The 21,025-nt window shown below is 59.9% G+C and carries 14 protein-coding genes; 6 read left to right on the top strand and 8 right to left on the bottom strand.

The genetic code is table 11. The features are described 5' to 3' along the window. Positions 1-4 precede the first annotated feature (4 nt). Both ssuC and ssuB read left to right on the top strand, forming a co-directional pair. Positions 5-796, top strand: coding sequence for an aliphatic sulfonate ABC transporter permease SsuC (gene ssuC, locus ACR6A7_RS09030; RefSeq protein WP_434124546.1), 792 nt, complete (start codon positions 5-7; stop codon positions 794-796). Beyond that, positions 793-1,581, top strand: coding sequence for an aliphatic sulfonates ABC transporter ATP-binding protein (gene ssuB, locus ACR6A7_RS09025; protein WP_434124545.1), 789 nt, complete (start codon positions 793-795; stop codon positions 1,579-1,581). Before ssuC ends, ssuB begins: the two co-directional genes overlap by 4 nt. 179 nt (positions 1,582-1,760) lie before the next feature. Here ssuB and pepN read toward each other — a convergent pair whose 3' ends face one another. Beyond that, positions 1,761-4,376: an aminopeptidase N gene (pepN, locus tag ACR6A7_RS09020; RefSeq protein WP_434124544.1), complete on the bottom strand. Its 2,616-nt coding sequence runs from the start codon at positions 4,374-4,376 to the stop codon at positions 1,761-1,763. Positions 4,377-4,617: 241 nt separating this feature from the next. On the opposite strand from pepN, the gene pncB reads away from it, so the two are divergent. The 4 genes from pncB to ACR6A7_RS09000 all read left to right on the top strand — a co-directional run bounded on the left by pncB (position 4,618) and on the right by ACR6A7_RS09000 (position 10,220). Beyond that, positions 4,618-5,823: a nicotinate phosphoribosyltransferase gene (pncB, locus tag ACR6A7_RS09015; RefSeq protein WP_434124543.1), complete on the top strand. Its 1,206-nt coding sequence runs from the start codon at positions 4,618-4,620 to the stop codon at positions 5,821-5,823. Positions 5,824-5,982: 159 nt separating this feature from the next. Then, positions 5,983-7,383: an asparagine--tRNA ligase gene (gene asnS / locus ACR6A7_RS09010; protein WP_434124542.1), complete on the top strand. Its 1,401-nt coding sequence runs from the start codon at positions 5,983-5,985 to the stop codon at positions 7,381-7,383. 301 nt (positions 7,384-7,684) lie between these two features. Next, the gene (gene ompF / locus ACR6A7_RS09005) at positions 7,685-8,821 is read left to right on the top strand and encodes a porin OmpF (RefSeq protein ID WP_434124541.1); all 1,137 of its coding nucleotides are present in this window, start codon (positions 7,685-7,687) and stop codon (positions 8,819-8,821) included. Positions 8,822-9,029: 208 nt separating this feature from the next. Beyond that, positions 9,030-10,220: an amino acid aminotransferase gene (locus ACR6A7_RS09000; protein ID WP_434124539.1), complete on the top strand. Its 1,191-nt coding sequence runs from the start codon at positions 9,030-9,032 to the stop codon at positions 10,218-10,220. A 96-nt stretch (positions 10,221-10,316) separates the two neighbouring features. Here the strand turns inward: ACR6A7_RS09000 and ACR6A7_RS08995 are convergent, their stop codons facing one another. The 7 genes from ACR6A7_RS08995 to cmoM form a co-directional block, all read right to left on the bottom strand. Continuing rightward, positions 10,317-10,946, bottom strand: coding sequence for an MBL fold metallo-hydrolase (locus ACR6A7_RS08995; protein ID WP_434124538.1), 630 nt, complete (start codon positions 10,944-10,946; stop codon positions 10,317-10,319). Positions 10,947-10,985: 39 nt separating this feature from the next. Further along, positions 10,986-11,534, bottom strand: coding sequence for a peptidoglycan L,D-endopeptidase MepK (mepK, locus tag ACR6A7_RS08990; RefSeq protein WP_033751243.1), 549 nt, complete (start codon positions 11,532-11,534; stop codon positions 10,986-10,988). A gap of 188 nt (positions 11,535-11,722) precedes the next feature. Next, the gene (gene ldtD, locus ACR6A7_RS08985; RefSeq protein WP_434124537.1) at positions 11,723-13,531 is read right to left on the bottom strand and encodes a L,D-transpeptidase; all 1,809 of its coding nucleotides are present in this window, start codon (positions 13,529-13,531) and stop codon (positions 11,723-11,725) included. A 153-nt stretch (positions 13,532-13,684) separates the two neighbouring features. Next, the gene (gene mukB, locus ACR6A7_RS08980) at positions 13,685-18,160 is read right to left on the bottom strand and encodes a chromosome partition protein MukB (RefSeq protein ID WP_434124536.1); all 4,476 of its coding nucleotides are present in this window, start codon (positions 18,158-18,160) and stop codon (positions 13,685-13,687) included. Next, on the bottom strand, positions 18,157-18,873 hold the full coding sequence (mukE, locus tag ACR6A7_RS08975; protein ID WP_434124535.1) for a chromosome partition protein MukE: 717 nt from the start codon (positions 18,871-18,873) through the stop codon (positions 18,157-18,159). The genes mukB and mukE overlap by 4 nt, the downstream gene beginning before the upstream one ends. Continuing rightward, positions 18,854-20,176 carry a chromosome partition protein MukF gene (gene mukF, locus ACR6A7_RS08970; RefSeq protein ID WP_434124534.1) on the bottom strand — a complete coding sequence of 441 codons (1,323 nt, stop codon included), beginning with the start codon at positions 20,174-20,176 and terminating at the stop codon, positions 18,854-18,856. Before mukF ends, mukE begins: the two co-directional genes overlap by 20 nt. Next, positions 20,173-20,958 (bottom strand): tRNA uridine 5-oxyacetic acid(34) methyltransferase CmoM, encoded by a 786-nt coding sequence (gene cmoM, locus ACR6A7_RS08965; protein WP_033751258.1) that lies wholly within the window; start codon positions 20,956-20,958, stop codon positions 20,173-20,175. Before cmoM ends, mukF begins: the two co-directional genes overlap by 4 nt. Positions 20,959-21,025: the final 67 nt, after the last annotated feature.

Below are 21,025 nucleotides of genomic sequence, written 5' to 3'. Positions count from 1 at the left end.
AATGATGGCGAAAACCACTAAACGCATTACCAACCAGCTGGTGCCCTGGATTTTTCCGGCGCTGCTGGTGGCGATCTGGCAACTGGCCTCCCAGACCGGTCTGCTGTCGACGCGCATTCTGCCGTCGCCGGAAAATATCGTTATTACTTTCTGGCATCTGGCCGCCAGCGGCGAGCTGTGGCAGCACCTCGCCATCAGCGGCTGGCGCGCGCTGATTGGCTTTAGCATCGGCGGCTCCATCGGGCTGATGCTGGGGCTGATCACCGGCACCTCGCGCCTTGGCGAGCGGCTGCTCGATACCTCGGTGCAGATGCTGCGCAACGTGCCGCATCTGGCGCTGATCCCGCTGGTGATCCTCTGGTTCGGCATCGACGAGGCGGCGAAGATTTTTCTGGTGGCGCTCGGCACCCTGTTTCCCATCTACCTCAATACCTACCACGGCATCCGCAATATCGACCGGGGTCTAATAGAGATGGCGCGCAGCTACGGCCTCTCGGGCTGGAGCCTGTTTATTCAGGTGATCCTGCCCGGCGCCCTGCCCTCGATTATGGTGGGCGTGCGTTTCGCGCTTGGCCTGATGTGGCTGACGCTGATCGTCGCCGAAACCATTTCCGCCAATTCGGGCATCGGCTACCTGGCGATGAACGCGCGTGAATTCCTGCAAACCGACGTGGTGGTGGTGGCGATTATTCTTTACGCCCTGCTCGGTAAACTGGCGGATGTCGCCGCCCTGCTGCTGGAGCGCATCTGGCTGCGCTGGCATCCAGCCTGGCAACTGAAGGAGGAGAACCTATGAGCACTTCACTTACGCCGGCCCGACTCAATGCCGGCACGCCGGTCGGCGTCAACGGCGTCAGCAAGCAGTACGGCAGCCGCACCATCCTGAATCATATCGATCTGCATATTCCCTCTGGCCAGTTTGTCGCGGTGGTAGGGCGTAGCGGCTGCGGCAAAAGTACGCTGCTGCGCCTGCTGGCGGGGCTGGAGCAGACCACTCAGGGCGAGCTGCTGGCGGGCAACGCCCCGCTGCACACCGCGCGCGACGATACCCGCCTGATGTTTCAGGACGCGCGTCTGCTGCCGTGGAAGCGGGTTATCGATAATGTCGGCCTTGGCCTGAAGGGTCGCGAGTGGCGCAGCGCGGCGCTCGAGGCGCTGGAGGCGGTCGGGCTGGCGGAGCGCGCCCATGAGTGGCCCGCTGCGCTCTCCGGCGGACAAAAGCAGCGCGTCGCGCTGGCGCGCGCGCTGATCCACCGTCCGGGTCTGCTGCTGCTCGACGAGCCGCTCGGCGCGCTTGACGCGCTGACGCGTATTGAAATGCAGGGGCTGATTGAGTCGTTATGGCAGCAGCACCATTTTACCGTGCTGCTGGTGACGCATGACGTCAGCGAAGCCGTTGCGATGGCGGATCGCGTGCTGCTGATCGAAGAGGGTCAGATTGGACTCGATTTGCTGGTGGATTTGCCGCGTCCGCGCCGTCGCGGGTCGGTCAGGCTGGCGGAGCTGGAGGCGGAAGTGCTGGATCGCGTGATGCGCCGCAGCGAAAGCGAGCAGCCGGCGCGCTACGCCCACCAGCGTTAAGGCAAGCGGCACCATAGCATAATACGCGGATGACAGGGTCCGAAGAGCAAAGCGTCCCGCGACAGGGATGTCGCGGGTCGAGCGCGCATGGATGCCTTGAGCGACTTTGCGATCGGACCCTGTCATCCGCGTCAGCACCGTAGGCTAACAAAAAGGCGGGGTTTACCCGCCTTTGCCGTTTAAGCGTTTAGCGCGCGGGTAATCTTCTCATAAAGATCGCCCGAGAGCTTATCCAGCCCCTGCAGCGTTTCCAGCGCCTGACGCATCAGCGCCTGACGGTCGGCGTCGTAGCGCTTCAGGCGGATCAGCGGCTCGATCATACGCGCCGCCACCTGCGGGTTGCGGGTATTGAGATCGGTTAGCATCTCCACCAGGAACTGATAGCCGCTGCCGTCTTTGGCGTGGAACGCCGCCGGGTTGCCGGAGACGAACGCGCCGATCAGCGCGCGGATGCGGTTAGGGTTGCTCATGGAGAAAGAGCGATGCTGCAGCAGTTCGCGCACCTTCTGCAGGACGTCCGGCGACGGGCTGGTGGCCTGCAGCATGAGCCATTTATCCATCACCAGGCCATCCCGATGCCAGCGCTCGTCGTAGTGCGCCAGCAGCGCGCCGCGGCACGGCAGCTGCGCCGCCACCGATGCCGCCAGCGCCGCCAGCGCGTCCGTCATATTGTTCGCCTGCTGATACTGCGTCTGCACCAGCCGATCCGCCAGCGCGGTTTCACCGAACGCCAGGTAGTACAGGCAGACATTTTTCAGCGCGCGCTGCCCCATCGCATCATGCTCGATGCGGTACTCGCCCTGCTGGTTCGCGTTGTAGACGGCATAAAACTCATCCGCCAGCTCGGTGGCCAGCGTGCGCACCAGCGCCTCGCGCACCACTGTAATCGCCTGCGGATCGATCACCTCGAACAGCTCGGCAATCTCGTTCTCGCCCGGCAGCGTCAAAATCTGCGCGGTCAGCGCCGGATCGCGCCCTTCGTCCAGCAGCACCGCGCGGAACGCGTCGGCAACGTGCAGCGGCAGCGACAGCGGCTGGCCCTGCTGATGGCGCGCCACGTTAAGGCGGATATAGGTGGCCAGCAGGCTCTGCGCCGCATCCCAGCGGGCAAAGTCGTTGCGCGCATGGCGCATCAGGAAGGTGAGCTGGGCATCGCTCCATTTATAGTCGAGCTTCACCGGCGCGGAGAATTCGCGCAGCAGCGACGGCACCGGCTGGAAGTAGACGTTATCGAAGATAAAGGTCTGGAACTCCTCGGTCACGTTCAGCACGTGATGCACCGGATGACCGTTATGCTGCAGCGGGATCACCTTACCTTCGCCGTCATAAAGTTCGATATCGAGCGGAATATGCAGCGGCAGCTTCTCTTTCTGATCGGCGGTCGGCGGCGTGTGCTGCGTGACGTGCAGGGTATACTGCTCCAGCTCGGGGTTGTAGTCGTCGCGTACCGACAGCACCGGCGTGCCGCTCTGGCTGTACCAGCGGCGGAACTGCGACAGATCGACATTCGAGGCATCTTCCATCGCCTGCACGAAGTCGTCGCAGGTCGCCGCGCTGCCGTCGTGGCGCTCGAAGTAGAGCTGCATCCCTTTCTGGAAATTCTCTTCGCCGAGCAGCGTGTGCATCATGCGGATCACTTCCGATCCCTTTTCGTAAACGGTCAGGGTGTAGAAGTTATTCATCTCCATCACCTGATCCGGGCGGATCGGGTGCGCCATCGGGCTGGCGTCCTCGGCGAACTGCGCGCCGCGCATCACGCGCACGTTATCAATGCGGTTGACCGCGCGCGAGCCGAGATCGGAGCTGAACTCCTGATCGCGGAATACCGTCAGCCCCTCTTTCAGGCTGAGCTGGAACCAGTCGCGGCAGGTGACGCGGTTGCCGGTCCAGTTGTGAAAATATTCGTGGCCAATCACCGCTTCGATGCCGAGATAATCTTTGTCGGTCGCGGTTTCCGCCTTCGCCAGCACATATTTGGAGTTAAAGACGTTCAGGCCTTTGTTCTCCATCGCGCCCATATTGAAGAAGTCGACGGCAACAATCATAAAGATGTCGAGGTCATACTCGAGGCCGAAGCGCTCCTCATCCCACTTCATGCTGTTTTTCAGCGAGGTCATCGCCCAGTCGGCGCGATCCAGATTGCCGCGATCGACGAAGATCTCCAGCGCCACGTCGCGGCCGGAGCGGGTCGTAAAGCTGTCGCGCAGCACGTCGAAATCGCCCGCCACCAGCGCAAAGAGATAGCAGGGTTTCGGGAAGGGATCCTGCCATTTCACCCAGTGCTTGCCCTGCTCCGCTTTGCCGCCGTCGATGCGGTTGCCGTTGGAGAGCAGATAGGGGTAGCGCGCCTCGTCGGCGACGATGGTAGTGGTAAAGCGCGCCAGCACGTCCGGGCGATCCAGATACCAGGTGATGTGGCGGAAGCCTTCGGCCTCGCACTGGGTGCAGAGCGCTTCGCCAGACTGATAGAGCCCTTCCAGCGCGGTATTTTTATCGGGATGAATATCGTTGACGATCTTGAGCTGGAACTGCTCCGGCAGCTGGCTCAGCACCAGCGCGCCCTCTTCCTGACGGTAGGCGCTCCACGGCGCGCCATCCACTTCAATGGCGATCAGGGTTAACGCTTCGCCATCGAGACGCAGCTCAGCCTGCGCATCGCCGAGACGTTTGACCTGGCTGACGGCGGTGACGCGCGTCGTCGCGGCGTCGAGCGCGAAGGTCAGGTCGATATCGGTAATGGTGTAATCCGGCGCACGATAGTCGTGGCGATATTTAATGTGGTGCTGTTGCGTCATATTCCGTCTCGCATTGTTATAGGTTTACCGCCAAAGTCTAAGCGCGTTGCCTTTAGCTTGCCATGCACAATGCGCATCGCGGCATAAATAGCTACAATTCATTAACAACGGCACGTTTTACCCTCGACCTGCGGGCTTGAAATATGCTGTGATCGGTCGCAGTTACTGATTTATACTCCTGCGTCTTTATGACTCTCACACACCGGGCTCTGCGCCGCCGAACAGGATGCTGAAACGCACCATGACAGGACATGCTTCCCCGATACTGACTTCCCTGCTGGATACTGACGCCTACAAGCTTCATATGCAGCAAGCCGTTTTCCACCGTTATCATGATGTCACGGTGGCGGCTGAGTTTCGTTGCCGCGGCGACGATCTGCTCGGTCTCTATGCGAACGAGATTCGCGAGGCCATTCACGCCATGCAGACGCTAGCGCTGACCGATGACGAACATACGTATCTTTCCAGCCTGCCCTTCTTCCACGCCGACTACCTAAACTGGCTGCGCGATTTTCGTTATAACCCCGACCAGGTGCAGGTAAGCAACCGCAACGGCCATCTCGCTATTCGCATCACCGGCCCCTGGCGCGAAGTAATTTTATGGGAGGTGCCGCTGCTGGCGCTGATCAGCGAAGTGGTGCATCGCCACCGCTCGCCGCTGGTGAGCGCGCAGCAGGCGGTCGACCATTTGCAGCAGAAGCTGAGCGCCTTCCGCCGCGACGTCGCCGACATCGATATGTCGCGCTTTCGCCTGATGGATTTCGGCACCCGCCGCCGCTTCTCGCAGGAAGTGCAGCAGGCCATCGTCGCCAGCCTGAAGCAGGACTTCCCCTGGCTGATCGGCACCAGCAACTACGATCTGGCGCGCCGCCTGGCGCTGACGCCGGTCGGCACCCAGGCGCACGAATGGTTTCAGGCTTTTCAGCAGATTAGCCCGGTGCTGGCCAACAGCCAGCGCGCGGCGCTGCAGGCGTGGCTCGACGAGTATGACGGAGAGCTGGGCATTGCGCTCACCGACTGCATCGCGATGGACGCCTTCCTGCGCGACTTCGGCGTTAACTTCGCCAGCCGCTATCAGGGACTGCGCCACGATTCAGGCGATCCTGTCGAATGGGGCGAAAAGGCGCTGGCTCACTACGAGAAGCTGGGCATCGATCCGCACAGCAAAACCCTGGTCTTTTCCGACAACCTCGACCTCGATAAGGCACTGGCGCTCTATCGTCACTTTGGCCAGCGCACCAACGTCGTCTTTGGCATCGGCACCCGCCTGACCTGCGATATTCCCGGCGTCCGGCCGCTCAATATCGTGATTAAACTGGTGGAGTGCAACGGCAAGCCAGTAGCGAAGCTCTCCGACAGTCCGGGCAAAACTATCTGTCAGGATCAGGCCTTCGTCCGCGCCCTGCGCAAAGCTTTCGATCTGCCACTGGTGAAAAAAGCCAGCTAATCCTCGCGTTATCGGGGCGTTGATGCGCCCTGCTTCTGCTGTAATAAATCTGCCGTCCCGCCGGATTTTGCTTGTTTCCTTGCGACTCGCAAGTAACATAGCAACACCCCGGTATGGGGAGATTGTTTAAACTCACTTCTTCTATATAGAGAGATATTTATGAGCGTAGTGCCTGTAGCGGACGTACTGCACGGTCGCGTCGCGGTTGACAGTGAAGTCACCGTACGTGGTTGGGTGCGTACCCGAAGAGATTCAAAAGCCGGTCTTTCCTTCGTCGCCGTTTATGACGGTTCCTGCTTTAATCCCGTTCAGGCCGTTGTGAATAATTCTCTGAATAATTATCAGGACGAGGTTCTGCACCTGACCACCGGCTGCTCGGTGATCGTGACCGGCACCGTGGTGGCCTCGCCGGGCCAGGGCCAGGCGTTTGAGATCCAGGCGACCCGCGTGGAAGTGACCGGCTGGGTGGACGATCCCGACACCTATCCGATGGCGGCGAAGCGTCACAGCATCGAATACCTGCGCGAAGTGGCGCACCTGCGTCCGCGCACCAACCTGATCGGCGCCGTGGCGCGCGTGCGCCATACCCTGGCGCAGGCGCTGCATCGCTTCTTCCACGAGAACGGCTACTTCTGGGTATCGACCCCGCTGATCACCGCCTCTGACACCGAAGGCGCGGGTGAGATGTTCCGCGTCTCGACGCTGGATCTGGAAAACCTGCCGCGCACGCCGCAGGGTGCCGTCGACTTTAACGAAGATTTCTTCGGCAAAGAGGCCTTCCTGACCGTTTCCGGCCAGCTGAACGGTGAAACCTACGCCTGTGCCCTGTCGAAAATCTATACCTTCGGCCCAACCTTCCGTGCGGAAAACTCCAACACCAGCCGCCATCTGGCAGAGTTCTGGATGCTGGAGCCGGAAATCGCCTTCGCCACGCTGGATGACGCCGCCGCGCTCGCGGAAGCGATGCTGAAATATGTATTTAAAGCGGTGCTGGATGAACGCGCCGACGATATGGCGTTCTTTGCCGAACGCGTAGATAAAGAGGCGGTCGATCGTCTGCAGCGCTTTATCTCCACCGACTTCGCGCAGGTTGACTACACCGACGCTATTACCATTCTGGAAAAGTGCGGACAGCGCTTTGAAAACCCGGTTTCCTGGGGCATCGATCTCTCTTCAGAGCACGAGCGCTATCTGGCCGAGCAGCACTTTAAAGCACCGGTGGTGGTGAAAAACTATCCGAAAGAGATCAAGGCGTTCTATATGCGCCTTAATGAAGATAATAAAACCGTGGCGGCGATGGATGTGCTGGCGCCGGGCATCGGCGAAATCATCGGCGGTTCGCAGCGTGAAGAGCGTCTCGACGTGCTGGACGCGCGTATGGAAGAGATGGGCCTGAACAAAGAAGATTACTGGTGGTATCGCGATCTGCGTCGCTACGGCACCGTGCCCCATTCAGGTTTCGGTTTAGGCTTTGAACGTTTAATCGCCTATGTCACCGGCGTACAAAATGTAAGGGACGTTATCCCTTTCCCACGCACCCCGCGCAATGCAAATTTCTAAAATCATCTATTAATTATAAGAAATTCATATATATAAAGAGGTCGGCACTGCCGGCCTTTTTTTATTTTTGTAAATTTTGAGTTCTCTCACAAAGTTCCCCGAAATTTACATTTCGTAATACAAATTTTCTTTTGGAAACCAGATTACGAGTTTAGTAGCATTTTCAGGGTGGCATATCCTGCTTCGGGATGGAAAGATGCGTGCAGACACAGGAAGACACCAAACTTCTCTCAGGGTTCCGTAACGGTTTCTTGACGGCAGTGGCAGGTGTCCGAATAAACTCCAATGAGGGTAATAAATAATGATGAAGCGCAACATTCTTGCAGTGGTTATCCCTGCTCTGTTAGCTGCCGGCGCAGCAAACGCAGCAGAAATTTATAATAAAGACGGCAACAAGCTGGACCTGTATGGCAAGGCTGTTGGTCTGCACTATTTTTCTGATAACGATGCTGCTAACGGCGACGGCAACAATGGCGACAAATCTTATGTTCGCTTCGGCTTCAAGGGTGAAACTCAGATCAATGACCAGCTGACCGGTTACGGCCAGTGGGAATACAACGTTCAGGCCAACAACTCTGAAGGTTCTGACGCACAGAATGGCAACAAAACCCGTCTGGGCTTTGCCGGTCTGAAATTTGGCGACGCAGGTTCAATCGACTACGGTCGTAACTATGGCGTTGTGTACGACGCAATCGGCTGGACCGATATGCTGCCAGAATTCGGCGGCGACTCTGGTTACTCAGACAACTTCATGAACGGCCGTAGCACTGGCCTGCTGACCTACCGCAACAAAAACTTCTTCGGCCTGGTTGATGGCTGGGACTTTGCGGTACAGTATCAGGGTAAAAACGAGCGTACCGACGTTCGTCGTGCTAACGGTGATGGCTGGGGCGCATCAACGTCTTACACTTCACCAATTGGCGTAGGCATTGTTGGCGCATACAGCAGCAGCGATCGTACTGATAGCCAGGCGGCGGGTACTACCGACGTGAACGGTACCGTATATGGCCAGGGCAAACGCGCTGAAAACTGGGCAACTGCTCTGAAATATGATGCTAACAACGTTTACCTGGCAGCAATGTATGGTGAGACTCGCAACTCCACGCCAATCTCTGTAACTACCAGCTTCAACAGCGCGGGTGTTGCTCAGTCAGGCCCAGCGTTCGCCAACAAAGCGCAGAACATCGAGCTGGTTGCACAGTATCAGTTCGACTTCGGTCTGCGTCCGTCTATCGCCTACGTACAGTCTAAAGGCAAAGACATCGAAGGCGTGGGCGATACTGACCTGGTTAAATACATCGACGTGGGCGCAACCTACTACTTCAACAAAAACATGTCGACCTATGTTGACTATCAGATCAACCAGCTGGATGACAACAACCGCCTGGGTCTGAACACCGACGACACCGTAGCAGTAGGCCTGGTTTACCAGTTCTAAGTTACCTGTCGCAGAAAAAACGGAGCTTCGGCTCCGTTTTTTTATGCCTGCTATTCGCCGCACAGCGGCGCTCTTCTTATCTTTTTCCTGCGCCTGCGTACTCTCCGACGCCCGGCGACGATTTTTTGCGTAAACGGTTGGCAATGCGCAGCGCTGACGTTAACCTGAAGGCTCATTTCGTTAAAGTTCACGCTACTGGACACGACTCATGTTTGAATCTATCTCTGCGGCACCCGCCGATCCTATTCTTGGGCTGGCCGATCTGTTTCGCGCTGACGACCGCCCGCACAAAATCAACCTTGGCATCGGCGTTTATAAAGACGAAACCGGCAATACGCCGGTGCTCACCAGCGTAAAAAAAGCCGAGCAGTATCTGCTGGAAAACGAAACCACCAAAAACTACCTCAGCATTGATGGCCTGGCTGATTTTGCGCGCTGCACCCAGGAGCTGCTGTTTGGCGCAGAGAACCCGCTCATCGCCGCTGGCCGCGCGCGCACCGCGCAGACCCCCGGCGGCACCGGCGCGCTGCGCGTCGCGGCAGATTTTCTCGCCACGCAGACAGCCGTCAAGCGCGTCTGGGTTAGTAACCCCAGCTGGCCGAACCATAAAAACGTCTTTAACGCGGCGGGCCTCGAGGTGTGCGAATACGCCTGGTACGATGCGGAAAATCATCAGCTCGACTTCGACGGCATGCTGGCCGCGCTGCAGGAGGCCAAAGCAGGCGACGTGGTGCTGTTCCACGGCTGCTGCCATAATCCGACCGGCATCGATCCGACGGCGGAACAGTGGAGCCAGCTGGCGCAGCTGTCTCAGGCAAAAGGATGGCTGCCGCTGTTTGACTTCGCCTATCAGGGCTTTGCGCGCGGCCTGAATGAAGATGCGGAAGGACTGCGTATTTTCGCCGCCTCGCATCAGGAGCTGATTGTCGCCAGCTCATACTCCAAAAACTTCGGCTTATACAATGAGCGCGTCGGCGCCATTACCCTGGTGGCGACCGATGCAGCGACGGCTGATACCGCCTTCAGCCAGATGAAGTACACCATTCGCGCCAACTACTCTAACCCACCCGCGCATGGCGCTGCCGTGGTGGCGACTATCCTGAGCAATCAGGCGCTGCGCACTATCTGGGAGCAGGAGCTGACCGATATGCGCCAGCGTATTCAGCGCATGCGTCAGCTGTTTGTGAACACCCTGGCGGAGAAAGGTGCCACGCGCGACTTCAGCTTTATTATTCAGCAGAACGGCATGTTCTCTTTTAGCGGCCTGACCAAAGACCAGGTTATTCGCCTGCGTGACGAGTTTGCCGTCTATGCGGTAAATTCAGGTCGGGTTAACGTTGCAGGCATGACGCCGGATAATATGTCGGCGCTGTGCGAGGCGATTGTTGCCGTGCTCTGAGCCAAAACCGCATTCTGCGGCTGCGCGGCAAGCTTCGCTGATGCGCGCGCGACTTGCGCGCATCAGCAAACAGAATGGGCCACTACGGCCCATTTTTTATTGCAGAAAGGGGTTGCTGATACGTTCGCGTCCCAGCGTCGAGATGGCGCCGTGGCCGGGCAAGAAAGTGATATCGTCGCCCAGCGGCAGCAGCTTCTCTTTAATTGAGGCGATCAAATCCTGATGGCTGCCCTGCGGGAAGTCGGTTCGTCCGACGCCGCCGTGGAAAATTACATCGCCGGAAATCAGCAGTCGCCCTGCGCGATCGAAAAAGACGATATGGCCTGGCGTATGGCCGGGCGTGTGCAGGATCGTCAGCTCGACGTTGCCGACCTGTACGCTGTCGCCCTCCTCCAGCCAGCGATCCGGCGTAAAGGGCGCACACTCCGCCAGACCAAACATCCGACTCTGCGTCGGCAGCGCTTCCAGCCAGAAAGCGTCCAGACGGTGCGGACCGACGATCGGTGCCTGATAGTGCGCCGCCAGCTCCGCCGCTGCGCCAACGTGATCCAGGTGGCCGTGCGTCAGTAAAATCTGGCGAGGGGTAAGATTGAGCTGCTGGAGCGTTTCAATAATGGTCGCCGCATCGCCGCCCGGATCGACCAGGGCGGCGTCGCGCGTCGCCTCACACCAGATAACCGAACAGTTCTGCGCAAAGGCGGTAACAGGAATAATGTGGTAGTTCATAACGCTCCATGACCGGCGCACGCAGCGTTGCCGGCGTCATTACCAGTGCCGTACCGGCCCGGTATCAATATGAACGAAGTTGCTGCGAGGATAATATCCTACACCACCGGCACGCATTGTTAAGGCCGCTTTGCGAATGTTATTCAGCGCGATGCCTTCGATATGAAAATCCATCGCCTGGCCTTTGGTGTGGTAGCTATGCTTCGCCACGCCCGGACCGCTTTCGCGTAGCATGTTATTCGTCGCCAGCGAGCGATAGCCGGAAATCAGCTGAATCGGCTTGCGGGTTTCGAGCAGCGCCTGCAGGCGATAGATCTGATCGAAGAGATGGGGATCGATGCTTTTGGTCAGATTGGCGCGATAGTCGCGGAAAAAGTGGTTAAGACGAGCCAGCTCGCTCTTATCGTAACTTTTCCCATTAAAAAACTCAGTTTTAAGGGTTTCACCGGTGTGAAGATTGCTCAGCGTCAGCACGCGAGGGCGCGACGTTGAAAGCGAGGCCATGGCTGCGTTAGGCAGCAGCGCCATGCCGGCCGCAGCCGTTCCGCCAAGAAGCAATTTGCGACGTGTTAAGTTAAAACTGGACATGAAAAACGGTTACCTGAGATTGAAGCCATCGAAATGTGCAAAAACCGCACAAGGCCGCACCATAACCGGCCATTTGGGCCACGTCAACCCGCCGTAAAGAGGTTTGCGCGGCGATCCCGGACGGGATCGCCATTCTGGAATCCTTATCGCAGCGGCGGCGAAAAGGAACAGAGTTGGAAAATCAAGGATTAGAGCAGCAGCTGTCCAGCGCGCGCCAGCGCCTGACTGCCGGAACGGGCAGGATTATCATAATTGTAAATATCTGTGCGGAACTGCGGTTTGCCGTCATCAGCAACCCAGGCGGTCAGATAGTACAAATTCACCGGAATACGGTGTCGAATCGGCACGTAGCGCGTATCGCCCTGTTTTAACTGGTCAGAAATACGCGAATCATTCCAGCCGGCATCCTGCAGCAGCACGCCTGCCAGCTCTGACGCTTTATTGACGCGCACGCAGCCTGAGCTCAGCGCGCGGATATCGCGCTGAAACAGGGCGTGATTGGGCGTGTCATGTAGATAGATAGCGTCCGAACTCGGCATGTTGAACTTATAGCGGCCCAGCGAATTGGTGTTGCCCGGTGCCTGACGCAGGCGATAGGGGAACGACGAAGCGGAGACCATGCTCCAGTCAATCATGCTGGGATCGATCACCTCTGCGTCCGCGCTCCAGCCGGAAAGCAGCGTATAGCCGTGCTTGTAGAGATAGGTCGGATCCTGCTTCACCTTGGGAATAATATCCTGACGCACCAGCGTTGTTGGCACGTTCCACGGTGGATTGAGCACCACGTTATTCAGCGCGCTACGCATCAGCGGCGTTTTGCGATCGGGGCGGCCAACAATCACGCGCGACGACAGGATCTTGTTGCCGTTGTTGTAGTAGGTCAGCGAAAAGTTAGGGATATTAACCATGATGCCGTTGTGCATATCGTCCGGCAGCAGGCGTAAACGCTGAATATTCAGCGCCAGCAGCGCGGCACGCATCTGCGGCGTGACGTTGAGCCATTCGCGGGTGCGTGGACCGACCGCGCCGTCGCCGCCTAATCCCTGCCACTGCTGGAAGCGTTTAACGCCCTCCACCAGCGCGGCGTCATAGACGTTGTCGCTGACCGCGTCGGCGGCGCCGTTCTGCACGTTCCCCGCCTGCTGCGGCGTCTGCGCGGCGAGATCGCTAACGCTGGCCGCTGACGGGCTAACCGCCGCGGGCTGACCGCTCTGGCTCGCCGGAACCGGCGCGGTCGGCACTGCGTCGTCAGCAGGGCCCGGCGCGACAGGCTGCGCGGAAAGCATGCCGGTGCGCTGTAAAATTTCGCGCAGCGCTGGAACGTCATCGCTCACCTGACCCGGACGCAGCGTTTCACGGTTTTTCAGCTGCGGCCAGGGACGCGAATCGGTGAGCATCTGCTTCAGCGCGGCGTGCATGGGCGCATATTGCGGGTGCTGCGGCACCAGCGAGGCGACAAAGGCAGCGGAGCCTCCCGCCAGCACAGCGTTTTGCCACTGATTCACGACCGATACCGACGGCTGCGCCAGCTTGTAAGGCACGTTGCTGTAGAGCCAGTTTTCGCCCTGGGTCGGCACGCTGGAGACGAACTGCAGATAGCCCAGCATCGCGTCGCTAAGCACCACGTCGCGCGCGAAGCCGCTAATGCCGGGATCGGTGAGCCGATCGACCCAGCGCGTAAACTGCGGCTGCACGCCCGACAGGGCGACCTCTGCCAGCTGCTGCTGGAACTGCTGCACCGCCGCGCGATCCTGCCACATCGGCTGCATATTGTGCGCCGCATAGAGCGTCGCCAGCGAGGCTAAATAGAACGGCGGCTCTTTACCGGCGAATGCCTGACGCAGGCGCTGTTGGCTGTCACTGACTGAAATGGCGGTGTGCGTAGTACCGGGCAAAGCTGCAATAACGGCCGCATGCGTCAGATGCAGCGGCGTTAAGGCCAGCGCAAGCGCCAGCAGTGAAAAAACATAATTGTTGGTTTTATTGGTCAGCAACATCCCTGCCCCCTCATTTGTTTACCACGCAGCGTTTCCTGGATACGCTGCAACTGGGCTGCTACTCATGACCTGAGTATACAAATAAAAAACGGCATTTGCCTCACAGGACAAATGCCGTTTACAGATTACTCAATGCGGTAATTATTGACCAGATTAAACCTGCGAGTTTTCCGCTTCCACCCCGGCCGACGCTTCGCTTTCGCGGCGCGGCGCTGGCGCGTCGGCAGAGAAGCCGCGCAGTCCGACGACGTGCACATGTTCCGTATTATTGAACACCTTACGGACCAGCTTATATGTCGTGCCTTTTTCCGGGCTGATGTTTTCCGGCGCCGCGATCACCAGCTGCATCTCCAGACGCTCGCAGAGTTCAAACAGCGTGGCGATAGAGCGCGCATCCAGACGTGCCGCTTCATCGAGGAACAGCAGGCGGCAAGGAGAGATATCTTTGCCGCGCAGACGGCGCGACTCCTCTTCCCAGCTCTGCACCACCATCACCAGGATCGACATGCCGGTGCCAATCGCCTCGCCGGTCGACAGCGCCCCACTCTCGGCGCGCAGCCAGCCGTCGGAGCCGCGGTTGACCTCGACTTCCATCTCAAGGTAGTTGCGGTAGTCGAGCAGCTCTTCGCCGATGGTCTGCGGCGTGCGCTGACCCATATCGATGTGCGGATTGAGGCGCTGATAGAGCTTCGCCAGCGCTTCGGAGAAGGTGAGACGGCTGCTGTTGAAGAGATCCTGATGCTGCTCATGCTCTTCCGACAGCGTATCAAGCAGCGTGGCGTGAGCTTCGCGCACGTTGACGTTAAGGCGCACGCTGCGCACCTGGCCGAAGCTCACCATCTGCAGTCCCTGGTTGAGCTGGCGGATACGGTTCTGCTCGCGCTGTATGGTTTTACGGATAATATTCGACACGCTGCGCGAACTGATCGCCAGCGTCTGCTCGCGCGCCGTCAGCTCTTCGGTCAATCGGTTCAGTTCGATCTCCATCTGCTCGATCGCCTCGACCGGATCGTCGGTGCGGATAATATCCTGACGGATACGCTCGCGCAGATGCTGATAGACAGCGATAAAGAACTGGATTTTGCGCTCTGGACGCTTCGGATCTTCCGACAGTCGCAGCACGTCGCGCAGATGCTCGTTATCCGCTACCGCCAGGCGCAGCGCGCCCAGCGCCTTATCCGACATCGAACGCAGCTCGCCGCCGCTCAGGTAGGCCAGCTCACGACGGTGCAGACGACGCTCGACGCCGTTCTCTTTTACCAGCCGCAGCACGCTGCACCAGCCCGCTTTGGCGCTCACCACCTGCTCGCGAATACGGTGATAGTCGCGCTCCAGCACCCGCAGCCGTTTCTGCAGGTTCTCCATTTCCGCTTCACAGAAGGTGAGCTGTTTTTCCAGCTGATTACGACGGGCGCGGTTGTGGCTCAGCGCGGCGTAGAGCTCGTCGCGGCGAATGCGCGCGCGCTCTTCCGCGCTGGCGTCGGCGCGCACGCCCGTCTCCTGCATCTCCTGCAGCAGCTCTTTCAGCATGTCGCGTTTGGTGTCATGCGAGCTCTTCAGGGAGGCGAGCACCTGACTGTACTGCGCCATCTGCGTCCGCTGCTCGCGCAGGCGTTCGCGCGCGCGGCTGCGCTCGCCTTCCGCCTGCTCCAGCTGGCGACGCAGCTTATCGCTGAGATCGTTGTTGCCGTTCAGCATGCCGGCGGAGTCGCCGTAGCTGAAGTGAGCGCGGCGCTGCACCACTTCCGTCAGAGCGAACGCCTGCTGACGCGCGACGCGCTGCTGCTGCTGCGCCTGCTGATAGTCCGCCTGCAGCTGTTCATGCTGCTCGGGATCGCTCTGCAACACGCCGATCAGCGACTCGAGCTTTGTCAGCTTCGCGCCGTGCTGATGCAGGAAGCGCGCCGCCTCCTGCGCCTCTTCGACCTGCTCGCGGATTTCATCGCAGCGATCGGCCAGCGTATCATCCAGCAGAAGATTAACGCGCGGCAGCAGGCGGTTTAGCTGCGCTACCCCCTCTTTCGCCAGCTCGTACTGCTGGCGCTGCTGCTGATTGTCGCTTTCGTGCTGCGCCAGCGCGCGCTCCAGCTCGGTGCGACGGGCGTTGAACTGGCGGATCTGCGCTTCGGGATCTTCCTCGAAGGCGACCGCCAGATGCGTGCCGATAAAGCGGCTGAACGACTGATGCAGCCGCTGCGTTTTCTGCACGTCGAACGAGAGCGTGGCGTAGCGTTCCGCCAGGCGATCGCGCTCAATGTGCAGCTGCTCCAGCTGACTCTCACGCGCGGCGCGGCCAAACAGCGGCACTTTTGGAAAGCGAGAGTAGCGCCACTGACGCTCCGCCACCTTTACCACCACCGCGTTCTGCAGCTCTTCCACGGCGAAGACGCTGTCGTCGAACGACTGCGGATCGCCCTCAATCAGATAGAGATCTTCCGGGCACTCTTCCAGGCCATCGAGCTGCTCGCGCACCAGCGTCAGGTCCGGCACCACGATAGCGTGGCGCGACGGGCCGTAGAGCGCCGAGAAGTAAGGCGCATCCTCCAGCGTGACGTCGTCGTAGATTTCAGAGAGCAGCACGCCGCCGAAGCGTTCCGCCAGCTGCGTCAGGCGCGCATCTTCTGCGCCACCAGGCTGGCTGAGGCGTTCGATTTTACGCTCCACGCTGCGCTTGCGCGCGGCGACCTCGTCGCGCTCCACCGTAGTTTCGCGCTCGCGTTCCAGCAGCTGCTGCATGTATTCGGTGATCTGCTGGCTGTTTTCCAGCGCCTCGCCGGTCTGCTCGCTGAGCTGCGTCAGGATCTCCTGCGCCGCCAGCCAGAGCGGCGCGCGTGAGGTCAGGGTCGCGATGCGCTCGCGCAGCGACTCCAGCTCCTGGCGCATCACCATGCGGCGTTCGCCGGCATCGGAGACGCTGGCGTTGAGCTGCTCGATCTGCGCTTCCAGCTCGCTATGCAGCCCGTCCAGCGCGTCGGCGTCATAGTGCGCGCCCTGCCGTTTGCAGAACTCTGCCAACAGGCGTTCCGCCTCATGCTGCTCGCGCAGACGCTGCTCCATCTCATTCAGGCGCAGGCGCAGCGAGGAGAGCTGCTCGGCGTAGTGACGCTGATTCGCAGCGTCGCGCAGCAGCTCGCGGCCGGTTTGCCAGGCCTCCTGGCGCGGCACCTCGCCAGCGATGCTGGTCACCAGCGCCAGCGCCTGCTCAAACTGGCTGTGCGCCGCTTCCGCCACGCTCAGCTTCTGTTCCAGACGCAGCAGGGTATCTGTCGCTTCCTCTTCGGTCGCCTGGAAGCGCGCCTGCCACTCATCGGCGTTGTCGATGGTGAGATCGGGCAGCTGGCACAGCGTCTTCGCGCGCTCCAGCGCCTGCAGCGCCTGCTGATACTGAATCGCTCGGGTCTGCTGAACATCGAGCGCCTGCTGGAAATCGGCTAGCTGGTTTTTCAGCTCGTCGACCTCCAGCTCCGCCGCTTCGGCGCGCGCCTCGTTCTCTTCCTGCGCTTCGCGCGCTTCCGCCACCACTTCGTTCTGCTCTTCCAGACGGTGCGTCAGCTCGTCGAGGTCAGCTTCGTAGCGCTCAATCTTTTCCTGCTGGCGCATCGCGGTCTGCACCAGATTGAGGTGATCGCTGGCGGCCTGATAGTCCGCTTCCAGATCGTTCTCCGCTCCGCCATGCTCGGCGAGTTCGCGCGCCATCTCAATATGGCGATACTGCTCCGTGGCCAGCTGTTTGCGGCTGGAGAGGAGGTCGCGACGCAGCTGCAGCGCGCCGTCCAGATGAATGCGTCGCTCGTTGGCGTGACGCATATAGTCCGCCGAGACGTAGCGGGTGGCTTCGGAGATCAGGTGCTTAAACAGGTCGCGATCGGACTGCGTCACGCGGATCGCCTCCAGCGTCATGCGGTTTTCGCGCAGCGCCGCTTCCATATCCTGAAACGCTTTGCGCACGCCGCCGTTTTCCGGCAGCAGGTAGTCGCGCAGCGAGCGGGTGATGGCGCTGGAGATGCCGCCGTAGAGCGACGCCTCGATCAGACGGTAGAATTTGCTGCGATCGCCAGCGGAGCGCAGGCGGCGCGGCACAATGCCGTGCTCAAACATCATCGCGTGGTAGTCGGTGACCGAGCTGAACTGGCGGAACTGCACGCCCTCCTGCGCTTCGACCCGATCTTTAACCTCGCTCAGCGGCAGCACGCGCGCCTGGCGGCTGTTCATAATCTCGGTCAGCATATCGGTCGGCTGGCTATCCATCGGCAGCCCGTGAATGCTGAACGGTTTGATATCGACCTTTTTATCGCGGCCAGCGACCTGCTGCAGACGCACACCGGCGATAACGCGCTGGTGACGCGAGTTGATCACGTCGAGCACCGCGTAGCAGACGCCGGCGCGCAGCTTGCCGTGCAGGCCTTTATCGCGCGAGCCGCTGGTGGCGCCCGCCTCCGTGGTGTTGCGGAAGTGCAACAGCGTCAGATCCGGGATCAGCGCCGTCACGAAGGCGGCCATGGTGGTGGATTTGCCTGCGCCGTTGCCGCCCGACAGGGTGGTGACCAGTTCGTCGAGATCAAAAGTGCGGGCAAAAAAGCCGTTCCAGTTGATCAGGGTAAGCGAACGAAATTTTCCGCGTTCAATCATGCCTGTTCTTCCTCCGCGCTCTCACTCGCGTCGCTGTCAATATCATCCTGCTCGCTGGTCGCGCTCACGCTGTCGAGCGCCATTGCTTCGCCGTCGCGGATCAGGCGCAGCTGCGCCTCGCGCGGATCGTCGCCGCTGCGCACGTCGGCGCCGAAACGGAACACCGATTCAGTGATGCGGAATTTGCTGCTGTCGTTGCCCATAAACCACACCATGCCGAGTCGACGCAGTCGGCTCAGCGAGGCGCGCATCTTCTCCTGCAGCCTTGCGCGATCGAGATCGGAGCCGGTGGAGCGCTGGTTCACCAGCTTGAGCAGCTTGTTCTCGTCGGCCAGCGCCAGCAGCTCGTCATACAGCTCCTGCTGGGTGAAGATGCCTTCATTCGCCAGACGCTCCGGGCTGAGATAGAGATAGCAGAGCAGCTTGCCGACCATCATATCCAGCTCAGAGAGCACCGAGCGCGGGATCAGCGTGGTGGAGCGCGGACGCAGATAGAAAAAGCCCTCTGGCGCGCGAATTAATTCGACGTTATAGCGGGCGTAAAACTCTTCCAGAAAGGTCTGGTAGTCCATCAGAAAAGCGTGCTGGTCCAGCTCTTCGATGCCGATATGGCGACCGGCGCGCAGCTGGCTGTCGAGCGCGGGGAAAATCGGGTTCGCCAGTGCCTGCGCCAGCTTAAGCGGCATCACTTGTTCAATATTTGTCGATGACATGTGCCTGCACCTTGGCTCCGTAATCATTAATGGCCTGCCACTGCGCGGGCAGACCGGCTAAATCGGCTTCCGCCACGCCGAGACGCACCGCCTGATCGACGACGATACGCGCCAGGTCAAAGTGGCGCGCGCGCGGATACTGGGCTAAATAGTCGCGCATCACCGTGGCGAGGTTGAGCGGTTTCTGTTCAGATTTGTAGCTCAGCAGCGCCTCTTCAATCATCGCCGCCAGCTGTTCGCGGATCTCGTTAAACTCTTCATATTCCAGCTCCGCAGGCAGTTCGCCCATCACCTCGTCGTTGCGCAGCGTCAGATCCTCGTCGCGCATATCAAACAGGCGATCGGCGCTGGCGTAGGTCAGCACCCACGGCTGGTCGAAGTAGTTCTGCACCGACTGGCGCAAGCGCTGCGCAAAGACGCGGTTCTTGTCCAGATCAATGGCGGTGCGAATGAATTTGTGGACGTGGCGGTCGTAGCCGATCCACAGGTCGATCGCCTGCTGACCCCAGCTGATAATGCGGTCCAGCTTGTTTTGCAGGTCGAACACCAGCTTATCGACAAAGCCAAGATCGGGGCTGCTGAGCGTGGCGTCCTGGATACGCAGCAGATTGGCCTGCAGCTTATCGCCTGCCGCCTCCAGCGTATCCTGCAGCTCGCGCAGCGTGCCGGAGGTCTCCGACAGCAGCATTTCGCAACTGGAGATCGCGGCGCGCCAGTCTTTGTTCAGCAGATCGGCGATATCGTTCTTGACCGCCTGCTGCTGTTCATCCATCAGGCGCTGCGTCATATCGATGCTGTCGAAGATCTCCGCCACGGAATATTTCAGCGGCGCGAAAACATTGCGATGCCAGTGGAACTCGTCGCCATCCTCTTCCGCCGCATCGGCGGCGCGCTTTAGCTCGCCCGCCACAATCGACAGCTGCATCGAGAGGCGCAGCGTTGAGAATTCGCGCTGGCGGATGTAGTAGTCGGTGATGCCGATCGCCAGCGGCGTCAGACGATAAATAGCATGTCCTTCCGTCATCTCGCTGGTGAAGCGGTTGATCAGGCGCTGGCGCACCATATCGTTGATGGCGTTGTTAGCGCGCACCACGACGGTTTCATGGGTTTGCTCAAAGGCTTTGCTGACGTGCTGAAAAGCGTCGATCAGCTCGCCCTCACTCATTTCGCCATCCATTCGCTCGCCGTTCAGGGTGGCGATGGCCAGCAAAAAAGCCAGACGATCGACCGGCAGCGCAAGGGAAAAGTCATTCTTGCGCGCCCAGCTGACCAGCTCGGGTACCGTCTGGGAAAATTCACTCATAGTTCGTCCTTCTGCCCTGGTTTACGCGCGGTCACGTGGATGTAGCGTCCCAGGCTTAAAAAGGGTTCCTGGCGACAGTAGCGTCGCTCCATCTCAAGAATGCTCGCGTCGCCTCCGCCGTCCGCCGGCGGGGCTTTCATATAGTCGCTGAAGACGCGCACGCCCGTGCGCTGCTCGATCTCAAAGCCGCACGCGGCGAGCCAGCGGTAGACATCTTCCGGATCGCGCGGGTAATCCGGCGACAGGGAGCGCTTCTTCTGCTTCGCCATATTGACGCGCAGATAGCCAAAGTTCCCCAGCGTCAGGTTGCGAAACACCAGGCTGTGGCGGTTAAAAAACATCAGCGACATCACGCCGCCGGGCCGCAGCGCGTCAAACAGCGCCTGCAGCGCTTTTTCAGGCTCTGCGACCCACTCAAGCACAGCGTGAAACAATACCAGATCCACCGGCGTATCCAAATGCTCGCCCACCTGCTGCACGGCGATTTGTCTGAATTGCATGTTGTGGCTCACCTGCTGCGCCTCGGCATGCTGCTGCGCCCGGCGCAGCATCTCCGCCGAGAGATCGCACAGCAGGATCTGATGGCCGCGCTGCGCCAGCCCGCTGGAGATTTGCCCCAGCCCGCCGCCGGCATCCAGCACGCGCAGCGGCGCCGCGCCGAGCGTCGGCAGAATCGCCTCAAGCTCGTCCCAGAGGATCGCCTGACGCACGATCCCTTTGGTGGTGCCGTAAATGTTTTGCGAAAATTTTTCCGCGAGATCGTCGAAGTTACGATCCTGCATGGCGTGGGCTCCGGTATGCTGCGCTCAGACTTGTGCTATTTTGTCACAGGCTCATGAAGAATGAACC

It is taken from the genome of Pantoea phyllosphaerae, from assembly GCF_051025595.1.
GTDB lineage: Bacteria > Pseudomonadota > Gammaproteobacteria > Enterobacterales > Enterobacteriaceae > Pantoea.
Note: the sequence above shows the minus strand (reverse complement) of the source record. Positions and strands in the feature narration are given on the sequence as shown.

What these genes read in the sequence shown, in the direction of transcription:
- pepN (WP_434124544.1), bottom strand. Translation starts at nt 4,376, where the DNA reads ATGACGCAACAGCACCACATTAAATATCGCCACGACTATCGTGCGCCG.
- mukE (WP_434124535.1), bottom strand. Translation starts at nt 18,873, where the DNA reads ATGTCATCGACAAATATTGAACAAGTGATGCCGCTTAAGCTGGCGCAG.
- pncB (WP_434124543.1), top strand. Translation starts at nt 4,618, where the DNA reads ATGACAGGACATGCTTCCCCGATACTGACTTCCCTGCTGGATACTGAC.
- mukF (WP_434124534.1), bottom strand. Translation starts at nt 20,176, where the DNA reads ATGAGTGAATTTTCCCAGACGGTACCCGAGCTGGTCAGCTGGGCGCGC.
- ACR6A7_RS09000 (WP_434124539.1), top strand. Translation starts at nt 9,030, where the DNA reads ATGTTTGAATCTATCTCTGCGGCACCCGCCGATCCTATTCTTGGGCTG.
- ssuC (WP_434124546.1), top strand. Translation starts at nt 5, where the DNA reads ATGGCGAAAACCACTAAACGCATTACCAACCAGCTGGTGCCCTGGATT.
- ompF (WP_434124541.1), top strand. Translation starts at nt 7,685, where the DNA reads ATGATGAAGCGCAACATTCTTGCAGTGGTTATCCCTGCTCTGTTAGCT.
- cmoM (WP_033751258.1), bottom strand. Translation starts at nt 20,958, where the DNA reads ATGCAGGATCGTAACTTCGACGATCTCGCGGAAAAATTTTCGCAAAAC.
- mukB (WP_434124536.1), bottom strand. Translation starts at nt 18,160, where the DNA reads ATGATTGAACGCGGAAAATTTCGTTCGCTTACCCTGATCAACTGGAAC.
- ssuB (WP_434124545.1), top strand. Translation starts at nt 793, where the DNA reads ATGAGCACTTCACTTACGCCGGCCCGACTCAATGCCGGCACGCCGGTC.
- asnS (WP_434124542.1), top strand. Translation starts at nt 5,983, where the DNA reads ATGAGCGTAGTGCCTGTAGCGGACGTACTGCACGGTCGCGTCGCGGTT.
- ACR6A7_RS08995 (WP_434124538.1), bottom strand. Translation starts at nt 10,946, where the DNA reads ATGAACTACCACATTATTCCTGTTACCGCCTTTGCGCAGAACTGTTCG.
- mepK (WP_033751243.1), bottom strand. Translation starts at nt 11,534, where the DNA reads ATGTCCAGTTTTAACTTAACACGTCGCAAATTGCTTCTTGGCGGAACG.
- ldtD (WP_434124537.1), bottom strand. Translation starts at nt 13,531, where the DNA reads ATGTTGCTGACCAATAAAACCAACAATTATGTTTTTTCACTGCTGGCG.